The following is a 12,187-nucleotide window of genomic DNA, read 5'->3' as shown; positions in this document are numbered from 1 at the left end:
GCCCTGATCGTATGCGGCAACTTCGAAAGAGCAACGAGTACGAGTCGAGTCTTTTTCGAAGATGAGCGCGATATTTTTACCGGTGAGTTGAGCGACCTCGGTGCCGTTTTTCTTATCTGCCTTGAGCTGCGCGGCGAGCTTGAGCAGTGACGTGAGTTCAGCAGAGGTGAAATCAAGCAGTTTCAAAAAGTGCTTCTGATAAAACGTAGACATGGTTTCCTCACATGGCTTAAGCCATTTATTGAATTAAAATTCAATTTATATGGATGTTTATTCATTTGCAACCTTGTTTAACAAATCTTTCCTGGAAAGGTGGAGGCAATGACAGCGGTATGTGACAATAAGAGTATCGGCAGGACATTATGAGGAACGAGCCATGGCAAACCCGGAACTACTGGAAGAGCAGCGTGAAGAAACACGCTTGATTATTGAAGAGTTACTCGAAGATGGCAGCGATCCAGACGCGCTGTACACTATCGAGCATCACCTTTCCGCGGACGACTTTGAAACCCTGGAAAAAGCGGCAGTAGAAGCCTTCAAGCTGGGTTATGAAGTGACCGAGCCGGAAGAGCTTGAAGTCGAAGAAGGCGACACGGTTATTTGCTGTGACATCCTCAGCGAATGCGCCCTGAATGCCGAGCTGATTGACGCTCAGGTTGAGCAACTGATGAACCTGGCTGAAAAATTTGAAGTGGAATACGACGGTTGGGGCACCTATTTTGAGGACCCGAACGGCGAAGAAGGTGAAGATGGCGACGATGAAGACTTCGTCGACGAAGATGATGACGGCGTGCGTCACTAAGTCATCTGCTGACCTGCGGTAGCCCAGGCTGCCGCAGGCCAAGGACAACGTATGGATTACCCGCAAATACTCTCCCCGATCCACAACTTCCTGCAATGTAAAACGCCTCAGGCCTGGCTTGATAAAGCGCGAGACCCGGCGAATCTGCCGCTGTTACTGACCGATCACCTCGTCTGCGAACTGAAAGCGGCGCAAACGGCAATGCTGCTGGTGCGTAAGTATGCCGCGGATAAACAGGGATCGCAGGCGCTGCTGGACTGGCTAAAACCCTATGAAGCCTTTGCTTTCAGGGAAGGGGATGAGCCGGATTTTATCGCGCTGAATAAACAGATAAGCAAAAGCGTTATGCCGCAAACCGACGACCCGTGGGGACGAAAGCTTATCGACAGCATGGTGTTGCTGATCAAAGAAGAGCTGCATCACTTCTCGCAGGTACGCGAGGCGATGACGATCCGCAATATCCCTTACATCAAAATGACCGCCAGTCGTTACGCCAAAGGTATGCTCAAAGAGGTTCGCACCCACGAGCCGCTGACGCTGATCGACAAGCTGATTTGCGGGGCGTATATCGAAGCCCGTTCCTGTGAACGGTTTGCCGCGCTGGCGCCGTATCTGGAGGCGGATTTGCAGGCGTTTTACCTGTCGCTGCTGCGATCCGAGGCTCGGCACTATCAGGATTATCTGGCGCTGGCGCAGCAGGTTTCTGCTGACGATATCAGCGACCGGGTGCGGTTTTTTGGCGAAGTCGAAGCCGCGCTGATTACCTCTCCTGACGACGAGTTCCGCTTTCACAGCGGCATACCGGCTTGATTCCTTCTGTGACGCGCGCTGTTCAATCATCGCGCGTTTTACCTCTTCTCCCTTTCCGCTAGCAAAATCTGGTGGCTGGAAATCGCCCGCCGCTGCCGTAATAATCAAAACACACGAAGGGGGAAATATATCTCCTTACTTGAGATTGTTTTGCATAAGGATGGTTAATGAACTGGGCTCACGTATTGTTAGCAGGCTATATCGGGGTGGTGATTGCCATTGTCGTTGGCATGTTCCGTAAAAAAGGGTGGCTGGGCAAGATCTCTGGCGCGGTGGTCTTTGTGGTGGCGATTATTGCGTGGAATCTGTTTGATGTGCACTACCTGATCCCACGTGAAAACCCGGATTATGGTCTGACCGAAGAGCAGCAGTTTGAAAAGGCGATGCTCTCTAATCCGGCGTTTCAGGTGATTAAGGAACAGGAGCCTGCGCTGACGCAAAAAATAATCAGCCAGGCAGCGCAGATGAAAAAAGCAGGGAGCAGTGAACAGCAGGTTATCGACGCGATACAGCCGCAGATTCTTCAGTTGCAAATGGCACGATTGCAGCAAGCTCCTGATGCCAATGTCATTGAATATATGAAAATTAATCTTGAGCAGATCGCCGCCGTGGCCAAAATAGGTGATGACGAATGCTTCCGCTTCCTGTTTCCGGCGGTAAAAGGTGGGATTAACCCGGCACGTCTTGTTCCGCGTGAGATCATGGATCGTCGTATGGCGAGTGACATGAGCATGATGTACGCCTCTCACGGACCGAAAAAACATACGGTTACGGCAGAGGAAAAGCAACTGGCGCTTCAGGACCTGCAAAGCATCAGCCCTGGCCTGGTACAGCGCTATGGACCGGATATTCAAATCATGGCCGATCCGACTAAAGCTGTCGGCAAAGAGAAGATTGCCTGTGAGATAGTGCAGGATCTCTGGTCACAGGTGTTGAAGCTGCCGACCGCGCGTTCGGCCGGCGTGATTCGTCTGATGCTTTCAGCTGAGATGCAGTAAGGTCAATATGGTCCCTCGGCGTAAGGTCAGAGGGGCTTTAACATCCGCACTTCACAATCCACGTGCCCGGTACAGCCCAGCGCTTCGCTGATGTGCTCAAAGCCTAAATGTTCATACAGGCGAATAGCCTCAGTCAGAAACGCGGTCGTTTCCAGATAGCACTGCTTAAAACCCTGCTCACGGGCGTGATCCAGCGCCATCAACGCCAGCTTTTTCGCCAGCCCCTGGCCGCGTACGCTCGACAGGAAATACATCTTCTGCAGCTCGCAAATGTCCGGCTCGCTACAGCCTAACGGCGCGACGCCGCCGCCGCCCACCACCTGACCATTCTGCTCAACGACCCAATAGGCTGCGCCCGGCTGGCTGTAAACCTGGAACAGTTCATCCAGATTTGGGTCGGCCACGGTATAGCCTTTATCAGCGGTAAGCCCGTATTCGGCGGAAACCTGGCGGATAACGCGGGCGATGGCGGCGTTATCGTCGGCGGTAAGACGACGCAGCGTCGCAAAGACAGGGGTAGTAACACTCATAGCGAACTCATGGCAGAAACGTGGAACATATGCAGTTAATAACACTGCGGGGAGGGGAAGTGCAAGCGATGATAATTCAATAAAAAGCCTCTGATGCACACGCTCAGAGGCTTTTTATTCGTCAGTGGTGTCGGATGCGCTACGCTTATCCGACCTACGTTGACGCTGCCCGTTGGCCGGATAAGCGCAGCGCCATCCGGCAAATATACGGGCACGATGATTACAGCGCGGCGATAACTGCCTGCTGCTCAATCAGCTTCGCTTTGGCTTCTGCGTAACCGTCCAGCTTCTCACGCTCTTTGGCGATCACCGCTTCTGGTGCGCGAGCGACGAAACCTTCGTTGGAAAGTTTGCCTTCGATACGGGCAATCTCACCTTCGATTTTCGCTACTTCTTTCGCCAGACGCGCCAGCTCATCTTCTTTGTTGATGAGGCCAGCCATCGGGATCAGCAGTTCGGCGCCGTCGATGATTTTGGTCACGGAAACCGGACCTTTGTCATCGGCAGGCAGCACGGTGATGCTTTCCAGACGCGCCAGGTTCAGCAGGAAGCTACGGTTGTCGTTCACACGACGCATCGCGTCAGCGCTGCAACCACGCAGCAGCAGCTCCAGCGGTTTGCCCGGCGCGATGTTCATTTCCGCACGGATATTACGTACGGCGACGATCGCCTGCTTCAGCCATTCGGTATCGGCCAACGCGGCTTCATCAACCTGCGCGGCGTTATATTCCGGGAACGGCTGCAGCATGATGGTGTCAGCGGTAATACCGCAAATGACCTTCACGCGCTGCCAGATGGTTTCGGTGATGAACGGGATGATCGGATGCGCCAGGCGCAGCAGACCTTCCAGCACGGTGACCAGCGTATTGCGGGTGCCGCGCAGTTCAGACTCGGAACCTCCGGTCATCACCGGTTTGGTCAGCTCCAGATACCAGTCACAGAACTGGTTCCAGGTGAATTCGTACAGAATGCCCGCGGCGATGTCGAAGCGGAAGTTATCCAGCGCTTCGCGGTACGCTTTAACGGTCTGGTTGAATTCAGCCAGGATCCAGCGGTCTGCCAGCGACAGGGTCATTTCGCCGCCGTTGAAGCCGCAATCCTGACCTTCAGTGTTCATCAGCACAAAGCGGCTGGCGTTCCACAGCTTGTTGCAGAAGTTACGGTAACCTTCCAGGCGCTTCATATCCCAGTTGATGTCGCGACCGGTCGATGCCAGCGCCGCCAGGGTAAAGCGCAGGGCGTCGGTGCCGTGCGGCTCAATGCCGTTCGGGAACTGCTTCTCGGTACGTTTGGCAATCTTCTCAGCCAGCTGCGGCTGCATCATGTTGCCGGTACGTTTTTCCAGCAGTTCCGGCAGGGAGATGCCGTCGACCATATCCAGCGGGTCGATGACGTTACCCTTGGATTTGGACATCTTCTGGCCTTCGTCGTCACGAATCAGACCGGTCATGTAGACGGTATGGAACGGCACCTGCGGCTTGCCGTTTTCATCTTTGATGAAGTGCATGGTCATCATGATCATGCGGGCAATCCAGAAGAAGATGATGTCGAAGCCGGAAACCATCACGCTGGTTGGGTGGAACTGACGCAGCGCGTCGGTGTTTTCCGGCCAGCCGAGGGTGGAGAAAGTCCACAGCGCGGAGGAGAACCAGGTGTCGAGAACGTCTTCGTCCTGACGAAGCGCAACGTCGGCGCCGAGGTTGTTTTCCTGGCGGACTTCGTCTTCGGTACGGCCTACATAAACGTTGCCGTCGTTGTCGTACCATGCCGGGATACGGTGACCCCACCACAGCTGACGAGAGATACACCAGTCCTGAATATCACGCATCCAGGAGAAGTACATGTTTTCGTACTGCTTCGGCACGAACTGAATGCTGCCGTTTTCAACGGCTTCAACCGCTGGTTTCGCCAGCACGTCGGCACGGACGTACCACTGGTCGGTCAGCATCGGTTCGATAACCACGCCGCCACGGTCGCCGTAAGGAACGGTCAGGTCGTGCGGTTTAATTTCTTCCAGCAGGCCCAGCGCGTCAACGGCTGCGACGATGGCCTTACGGGCTGCAAAGCGCTCCAGCTTCTGGAACTCAGCCGGGATCGCGTTGGAGTAAACGTCGGACTCTTCGCCTTTGGTGTCGTACACTTCCGCAGTTTCACGGATGTCGCCGTCAAAGGTCAGAATGTTGATCATCGGCAGGCCGTGACGTTTCCCGACTTCGTAGTCATTAAAGTCGTGCGCCGGGGTGATCTTCACGCAGCCGGTGCCTTTTTCCATGTCGGCGTGTTCGTCGCCCACGATCGGAATACGGCGGCCAACCAGCGGCAGGACAACGAATTTACCGATCAGATCTTTGTAGCGCGGATCTTCCGGGTTAACGGCCACGCCGGTATCCCCGAGAATAGTTTCCGGACGGGTGGTAGCGACGACCAGGTAATCTTTACCGTCTGCGGTCTTCACGCCGTCGGCCAGCGGATAGCGGATGTGCCACATCGAGCCTTTGGACTCGCGGTTTTCCACTTCCAGGTCAGAGATGGCGGTGCGCAGTTTCGGGTCCCAGTTCACCAGGCGTTTGCCACGGTAAATCAGGTCTTCTTTGTACAGGCGAACAAAGACTTCTTTCACGGCATTGGAAAGACCTTCGTCCATGGTGAAGCGCTCGCGCTCCCAGTCAACGGAGTTGCCGAGACGGCGCATCTGACGGGTAATGGTGCCGCCAGACTCCGCTTTCCACTGCCAGATTTTGTCGATAAACGCTTCGCGACCGTAGTCGTGACGAGTTTTACCTTCTTCAGCGGCAATCTTACGCTCAACCACCATCTGGGTCGCGATACCCGCGTGGTCGGTACCGGCCTGCCACAGGGTGTTTTTGCCCTGCATGCGCTGGTAGCGGATCATGGTGTCCATGATGGTTTGCTGGAAAGCATGACCCATATGCAAACTGCCGGTGACGTTCGGCGGCGGGATCATGATGCAGAAGGACTCTTTGCTTTCATCGCCGTTAGGTTTGAAATAGCCCTGCTTTTCCCAGTGCTCGTAAAGCGGCTGTTCGATATCTTGTGGGTTATATGTCTTTTCCATTATTTCCAGGTTGCCGTATTCAGGTTAAAACCAGCCACGCGGTATGCTTTGTAGCGATCGCGTGCCGATTGTTTCAAAGAATCTTCGTAAGGGACGAAGTCTATCACTTCTGTGAAAGCGGTGGCAAAATCTGCAAAGCCAACGCGCAAACTGATCAGCAGGTCGCGCGGGCTGCTGTTGCGTTTTTCCGGCCAGGCAATCTCTACCGGTGAGCCGCCTCTGGGACCTTCACCCGCCAGATTATGCGGCACGAAGCTTTCTGCCGGTCTTGCCCACAGGGCCTCATCAAGGCGAAAGGCCTGCTTTTCGTTTTCGCAGGCGATCAGCACACGCTTGCCAGCACGCCAACGTTCTGCGGCAATTTCACACACCAGTTGCTCGACGGCGCTTAAGCCATCAACGGTAGTGTCATTATCCAGAAGATAGAACGTCGCATTCTTCATATATGGGGCTTCTTGTGGTGGATTTAAATACAAGGCCGGGTGACCCGGCCTTATCGCCTGATGGCAACGCTCGCGCGTCTTATCAGGCCTACAGCTTGCTGCTTTGTAGGCCGGATAAACGTAGCGCCATCCGGCATTTACACATTACTCGTCGCCGTTAAATCCGGCGCGATTGAGCAGGAACTGCGACAGCAGCGCTACCGGACGACCGGTGGCGCCTTTGGCTTTACCGGAACGCCATGCGGTACCCGCGATGTCCAGGTGCGCCCAGTTATATTTACGGGTAAAGCGCGACAGGAAGCAGCCTGCGGTGATAGCACCGCCAGGACGGCCGCCGATGTTAGCCATATCCGCAAAGTTGGACTCCAGCTGTTCCTGGAATTCATCACCCAACGGCAGACGCCACGCGCGGTCGCCCGCCTGCTCGGAAGCACCGATCAGCTCGTGCGCCAGCGGATTGTGGTTCGACATCAGGCCGGTGATGTGATGGCCCAATGCAATCACGCACGCGCCGGTCAGCGTTGCCACATCAATGACCGCTTCCGGTTCAAAACGCTCGACGTAGGTTAACACGTCGCACAGTACCAGACGGCCTTCAGCATCGGTGTTCAGTACTTCAACGGTTTGACCAGACATGGTCGTCAGCACATCGCCTGGGCGATACGCGCGGCCGCCCGGCATGTTTTCGCAGCCCGCCAGTACGCCGACGACGTTGATTGGCAACTGTAGCTCCGCCACCATGCGCATCACGCCGTAAACCGCTGCCGCGCCGCACATGTCGTATTTCATCTCATCCATACCTTCGGCAGGTTTGATGGAGATACCGCCGGAGTCAAAGGTTAACCCTTTACCCACCAACACGATCGGGCGTACGTCTTCGGATTCGACACCTTTATACTCAATCACCGACATCAGCGATTCATTTTGCGAACCATTGCCGACCGCAAGATAGGAGTGCATGCCCAGCTCTTTCATCTGCTGCTCACCGATGACGCGAGTGACAACATTTTTGCTATAGCTGTCAGCCAACTGACGCGCCTGAGAAGCCAGGTAGGCGGCGTTACAGATATTCGGCGGCATATTACCGAGATCTTTTGCCGCTTTGATCCCGGCGGCAATCGCCAGGCCGTGCTGAATGGCACGTTCACCGCTGGTCAGTTCGCGGCGGGTCGGTACGTTGAAGACCATTTTACGCAGCGGACGACGTGGTTCGCTTTTGTTAGTCTTCAACTGATCAAAGCTGTACAGCGTTTCCTGGGCCGTCTCAACGGCCTGACGTACTTTCCAGTAGTTATTGCGGCCTTTGACGTGCAGCTCAGTCAGGAAACAGACGGCTTCCATCGAGCCTGTATCATTCAGGGTATTTATAGTTTTCTGAATGACCTGCTTATACTGACGTTCATCAAGCTCACGCTCTTTACCACAACCGATGAGGAGAATTCGCTCAGACAGGACATTAGGAACATGGTGCAGCAACAGGGTTTGACCCGGTTTGCCTTCCAGTTCGCCACGACGCAGCAGTGCGCTGATGTACCCGTCGCTGATCTTGTCGAGCTGCTCTGCAATCGGAGAGAGGCGGCGTGGTTCAAAGACGCCCACAACGATGCAGGCACTCCGCTGTTTCTCCGGGCTACCGCTTTTTACACTGAACTCCATGCACTACGCTCCTGAATCTTAAAGACAACGGCGGTGGCTACGGATAGAATTGCAAGCTTTCGTAACTCATTCCCGCTGTTGCGGTGACTTCGTGTTAATCTTAACGTTATTACGGCATTGGCACGTCAGAACAATTTCTGAGAGGTGGATCCGTTGAGTATAATGATCTTAGCGACGATTTCGACGACTCAAGAGAATAAATGACGTTTAAGCCATGAAACAAGCTAAATTCCGGCAAAAGACGGGTTTTTACGGGCGTATTTAAAGTGATAATCATAAGATATCTGGTTCGGGAAACGCTCAAAAGCCAACTTGCGATCCTTTTCATCCTGCTTTTGATCTTCTTTTGTCAAAAGTTAGTCAGGATCCTGGGTGCGGCGGTTGACGGTGATATCCCGGCGAATCTGGTGCTCTCGCTGCTGGGGCTGGGCGTGCCAGAAATGGCGCAACTTATCTTGCCCTTAAGCCTGTTCCTCGGGCTGCTGATGACGCTGGGCAAACTGTATACCGAAAGTGAAATTACGGTCATGCACGCCTGTGGGCTGAGCAAGGCTGTGCTCGTGAAAGCGGCGATGGTGCTGGCGTTGTTTACCAGTATTATTGCGGCGGTTAACGTGATGTGGGCCGGACCATGGTCCTCCAGGCATCAGGACGAAGTGCTGGCGGAAGCGAAAGCTAACCCCGGCATGGCTGCGCTTGCTCAGGGGCAATTCCAGCAGGCGACTAACGGCAGTTCGGTGCTGTTTATCGAAAGCGTTGACGGCAGCAACTTCAAAGATGTATTCCTCGCGCAAATCCGCCCGAAAGGTAATGCCCGTCCTTCGGTGGTGGTGGCTGATTCCGGACATCTTACCCAGATGCGCGATGGCTCCCAGGTCGTGACGCTGAACCAGGGCACGCGCTTTGAAGGGACTGCGCTGCTGCGTGATTTCCGCATCACTGACTTCCAGGATTATCAGGCGATTATTGGCCATCAGGCTGTGGCGCTGGATCCAAACGATACCGACCAGATGGATATGCGTACGCTGTGGACGACCGACAACGATCGTGCTCGCGCGGAGCTGACCTGGCGTATCACGTTAGTATTCACCGTATTTATGATGGCGCTGATGGTCGTACCGCTGAGCGTGGTGAACCCGCGTCAGGGGCGCGTACTGTCGATGCTGCCCGCCATGCTGCTCTATTTGCTGTTCTTCCTGGTCCAGACATCCCTGAAGTCGAACGGCGGCAAAGGTAAGCTGGATCCGGTGTTCTGGATGTGGACGGTTAACCTGGCGTATCTGGCGCTTGCGATTGTACTTAACCTCTGGGATACGGTGCCTATGCGCCGCTTGCGTGCCCGTTTTATGCGTAAAGGAGCGGTATAATGCAGCCCTTTGGTGTACTTGACCGCTATATCGGTAAAACCATTTTCACCACCATCATGATGACGTTGTTCATGCTGGTGTCGCTCTCCGGGATCATCAAGTTCGTCGACCAGCTGAAAAAAGCCGGGCAGGGGAGCTACGATGCGATGGGCGCCGGGCTGTATACCCTACTCAGCGCACCAAAAGATATCCAGATTTTCTTCCCGATGGCGGCGCTGCTCGGCGCGTTGTTGGGGCTGGGCATGTTGGCTCAGCGCAGTGAACTGGTGGTAATGCAGGCTTCCGGATTTACCCGTATGCAGGTGGCGCTGTCGGTAATGAAAACCGCGATTCCGCTGGTGCTGTTGACAATGGCCATCGGTGAATGGGTGGCGCCGCAGGGCGAACAGATGGCGCGTAACTATCGTGCCCAGCAGATGTACGGTGGCTCGCTGCTCTCTACGCAGCAGGGATTGTGGGCGAAAGATGGTGACAGCTTTGTCTACATCGAGCGGGTGAAAGGCGACGCCGAGTTAGGCGGAATTAGTATCTACTCCTTTAATGATAAACGCCGTTTGCAGTCCGTTCGCTATGCCGCGAGCGCGACGTTTGACCCGGAGCAGAAGGTGTGGCGTCTGTCGCAGGTGGATGAATCTAACCTGACCGATCCAAAGCAAATCACTGGTTCGCAGATGGTGAGCGGGACCTGGAAAACCAACCTTACGCCCGACAAGCTCGGCGTCGTCGCGCTGGATCCTGATGCGCTCTCGATTAGCGGTCTGCATAACTACGTGAAGTATCTGAAGTCGAGCGGCCAGGACGCCGGACGTTACCAGCTCAATATGTGGAGCAAAGTCTTCCAGCCGTTGTCAGTGGCGGTCATGATGCTGATGGCGCTGTCGTTTATCTTTGGCCCGCTGCGTAGCGTCCCGATGGGCGTGCGCGTGGTGACAGGGATTAGCTTCGGTTTTGTGTTCTATGTGCTGGACCAAATCTTTGGCCCATTAACGCTGGTGTACGGCATTCCGCCGATTATCGGCGCGTTGCTGCCTAGCGCCAGCTTCTTCCTGATAAGCCTGTGGTTGATGCTGCGTAAGTCGTAATATCCGCCCCTCCCGTAGTGCGGGAGGGGCGTTTCACTGCTAGCGTTTTCTGCCGCCCATCAAACTTCCCAACATGCCGCGAATTATCTGATTAGTGACCTGTCGCGCCGCGCTTTTCGCCACGCTCTGTACTACGCCATCGCGCTTACCGCCGCGTGGTCCGGTGCTGCCAAACAGAATATCTTTCAACCCCCCGAGAATACCGCCATCCACGTCGATCGCTTTACCGTTGGCGGGAGGCGTATTTTGCTGCTCGGTGCTGGCCTGTATGCCTTGCTGTAAACGCTCATAAGCGGACTCACGGTCGACCTCTTCCTCATATTTTCCGTACAATGAGGAGTGATTAATCAGCCCGTTGCGCTCGTCGTCGGTTACCGGTCCCATGCGCGAGCACGGCGCAATTACCATCGCCCGTTCCACCACTGAGGGGCTACCTTTGGCATCAAGGAAGGAAATTAGCGCTTCGCCGGTACCCAACTCCTGAATGGCTTTTTCGGTATCAAATGCCGGATTGGCGCGCATAGTTTGCGCCGCGGTTTTCACCGCTTTCTGATCTTTTGGCGTGAAGGCGCGCAGGGCATGTTGCACGCGGTTTCCCAACTGCCCGAGTACGTTGTCCGGAATATCGGACGGGTTTTGTGAAACGAACCACACGCCGACCCCTTTCGAGCGGATCAGGCGGATTACCTGTTCAATTTTATCCAGCAATACCTGCGGGGCGTCGTTGAACAACAAATGGGCTTCGTCGAAGAAGAACACCAGTTTTGGCTTCTCCAGATCGCCGGCTTCCGGCAGTTGTTCATACAGTTCGGAGAGCATCCACAGCAGGCTGGCGGCGTACAGTTTGGGCATCTGGTACAGCTTCTCGGCGCTGAGGATGTTGATTACCCCTTTACCGCTGGCGTCAGTGCGCATCCAGTCTTTGATATCCAGCATCGGCTCGCCAAAGAAGTGCGCCGCTCCCTGTTGTTCCAGCGACAGCAGTCCGCGCTGGATAGCGCCCACCGAGGCGCTGCTGATGTTGCCGTACTGGTTCTGGAACGATTTAGCGTTATCGCCGATGTACTGCGTAATGGCCCGCAGATCTTTGAAATCGAGCAGCAACAGACCCTGGTCATCGGCAATACGGAAGATAATATCCAGCACGCCGGACTGCACATCGTTGAGGTTCAGCAGACGCGCCAGCAGCAGCGGCCCGAGGTCAGAGACCGTGGCCCGCACCGGGTGGCCTTTTTCGCCGAAGATATCCCACACCGTGACCGGATTCGCATGCGGTTGCCAGTCGGTAATGCCGATGTTTTTCAGGCGGGCGAGCAGCTTTTCAGAGGCTTGTCCTTCCTGCGCTACGCCGGTTAAGTCACCTTTTACGTCGGCCATAAATACCGGCACGCCAATCTCAGACAGCGATTCGGCCAGTTTCTGT

The 12,187-nt window shown here is 55.0% G+C and carries 11 protein-coding genes and 1 pseudogene; 6 read left to right on the top strand and 6 right to left on the bottom strand.

What is annotated here, in order from left to right; all coding sequences use genetic code 11:
• Positions 1 to 213: pseudogene (locus KQJ18_RS16660) on the bottom strand (ornithine carbamoyltransferase subunit F); the annotation flags it as partial.
• A gap of 163 nt (positions 214 to 376) precedes the next feature.
• Here KQJ18_RS16660 and rraB point away from each other — a divergent pair.
• The 3 genes from rraB (at position 377) to KQJ18_RS16645 (ending at position 2,610) form a co-directional block, all read left to right on the top strand.
• The gene (gene rraB / locus KQJ18_RS16655; protein ID WP_005134179.1) at positions 377 to 802 is read left to right on the top strand and encodes a ribonuclease E inhibitor RraB; all 426 of its coding nucleotides are present in this window, start codon (positions 377 to 379) and stop codon (positions 800 to 802) included.
• 51 nt (positions 803 to 853) lie between these two features.
• The gene (miaE, locus tag KQJ18_RS16650) at positions 854 to 1,612 is read left to right on the top strand and encodes a tRNA isopentenyl-2-thiomethyl-A-37 hydroxylase MiaE (protein ID WP_137351315.1); all 759 of its coding nucleotides are present in this window, start codon (positions 854 to 856) and stop codon (positions 1,610 to 1,612) included.
• Between the two features lie 167 nt (positions 1,613 to 1,779).
• Complete coding sequence (locus KQJ18_RS16645; protein ID WP_038636769.1) at positions 1,780 to 2,610, top strand: hypothetical protein; 831 nt, start codon at positions 1,780 to 1,782, stop codon at positions 2,608 to 2,610.
• Between the two features lie 26 nt (positions 2,611 to 2,636).
• On the opposite strand, the gene KQJ18_RS16640 is transcribed toward KQJ18_RS16645, so the two are convergent.
• The 4 genes from KQJ18_RS16640 to pepA all read right to left on the bottom strand — a co-directional run bounded on the left by KQJ18_RS16640 (position 2,637) and on the right by pepA (position 8,315).
• Positions 2,637 to 3,140, bottom strand: a complete 504-nt coding sequence (locus tag KQJ18_RS16640; protein ID WP_038636772.1) for a GNAT family N-acetyltransferase — start codon at positions 3,138 to 3,140, stop codon at positions 2,637 to 2,639.
• Positions 3,141 to 3,360: 220 nt separating this feature from the next.
• On the bottom strand, positions 3,361 to 6,216 hold the full coding sequence (locus KQJ18_RS16635) for a valine--tRNA ligase (RefSeq protein WP_216422337.1): 2,856 nt from the start codon (positions 6,214 to 6,216) through the stop codon (positions 3,361 to 3,363).
• A complete protein-coding gene (holC, locus tag KQJ18_RS16630) occupies positions 6,216 to 6,659 on the bottom strand; it encodes a DNA polymerase III subunit chi (protein ID WP_038636780.1) in 444 nt (147 codons plus the stop codon). The genes KQJ18_RS16635 and holC overlap by 1 nt, the downstream gene beginning before the upstream one ends.
• A gap of 144 nt (positions 6,660 to 6,803) precedes the next feature.
• A complete protein-coding gene (gene pepA / locus KQJ18_RS16625; protein ID WP_038636783.1) occupies positions 6,804 to 8,315 on the bottom strand; it encodes a leucyl aminopeptidase in 1,512 nt (503 codons plus the stop codon).
• Between the two features lie 153 nt (positions 8,316 to 8,468).
• On the opposite strand from pepA, the gene KQJ18_RS16620 reads away from it, so the two are divergent.
• The 3 genes from KQJ18_RS16620 (at position 8,469) to lptG (ending at position 10,764) form a co-directional block, all read left to right on the top strand.
• Positions 8,469 to 8,519 carry a hypothetical protein gene (locus tag KQJ18_RS16620; protein WP_212723231.1) on the top strand — a complete coding sequence of 17 codons (51 nt, stop codon included), beginning with the start codon at positions 8,469 to 8,471 and terminating at the stop codon, positions 8,517 to 8,519.
• Between the two features lie 62 nt (positions 8,520 to 8,581).
• A complete protein-coding gene (lptF, locus tag KQJ18_RS16615) occupies positions 8,582 to 9,682 on the top strand; it encodes an LPS export ABC transporter permease LptF (RefSeq protein WP_216422336.1) in 1,101 nt (366 codons plus the stop codon).
• Positions 9,682 to 10,764, top strand: coding sequence for an LPS export ABC transporter permease LptG (gene lptG, locus KQJ18_RS16610; RefSeq protein WP_038636788.1), 1,083 nt, complete (start codon positions 9,682 to 9,684; stop codon positions 10,762 to 10,764). Before lptF ends, lptG begins: the two co-directional genes overlap by 1 nt.
• Before the next feature lie 39 nt (positions 10,765 to 10,803).
• On the opposite strand, the gene KQJ18_RS16605 is transcribed toward lptG, so the two are convergent.
• The coding region (locus tag KQJ18_RS16605; protein WP_216422335.1) for a helicase HerA-like C-terminal domain-containing protein at positions 10,804 to 12,187 on the bottom strand (1,384 nt) is incomplete at its 5' end.

Origin of the sequence: Citrobacter sp. S55_ASV_140 (genome assembly GCF_018919505.1) — a bacterium.
In the GTDB taxonomy this organism is placed as follows: domain Bacteria; phylum Pseudomonadota; class Gammaproteobacteria; order Enterobacterales; family Enterobacteriaceae; genus Citrobacter; species Citrobacter werkmanii.
This window is presented reverse-complemented; position numbering and strand designations above follow the sequence as displayed.

Excerpts from the sequence above, each read along its gene's own strand:
- rraB (WP_005134179.1), top strand. The coding sequence starts at position 377 with ATGGCAAACCCGGAACTACTGGAAGAGCAGCGTGAAGAAACACGCTTG.
- miaE (WP_137351315.1), top strand. The coding sequence starts at position 854 with ATGGATTACCCGCAAATACTCTCCCCGATCCACAACTTCCTGCAATGT.
- KQJ18_RS16645 (WP_038636769.1), top strand. The coding sequence starts at position 1,780 with ATGAACTGGGCTCACGTATTGTTAGCAGGCTATATCGGGGTGGTGATT.
- KQJ18_RS16640 (WP_038636772.1), bottom strand. The coding sequence starts at position 3,140 with ATGAGTGTTACTACCCCTGTCTTTGCGACGCTGCGTCGTCTTACCGCC.
- KQJ18_RS16635 (WP_216422337.1), bottom strand. The coding sequence starts at position 6,216 with ATGGAAAAGACATATAACCCACAAGATATCGAACAGCCGCTTTACGAG.
- holC (WP_038636780.1), bottom strand. The coding sequence starts at position 6,659 with ATGAAGAATGCGACGTTCTATCTTCTGGATAATGACACTACCGTTGAT.
- pepA (WP_038636783.1), bottom strand. The coding sequence starts at position 8,315 with ATGGAGTTCAGTGTAAAAAGCGGTAGCCCGGAGAAACAGCGGAGTGCC.
- lptG (WP_038636788.1), top strand. The coding sequence starts at position 9,682 with ATGCAGCCCTTTGGTGTACTTGACCGCTATATCGGTAAAACCATTTTC.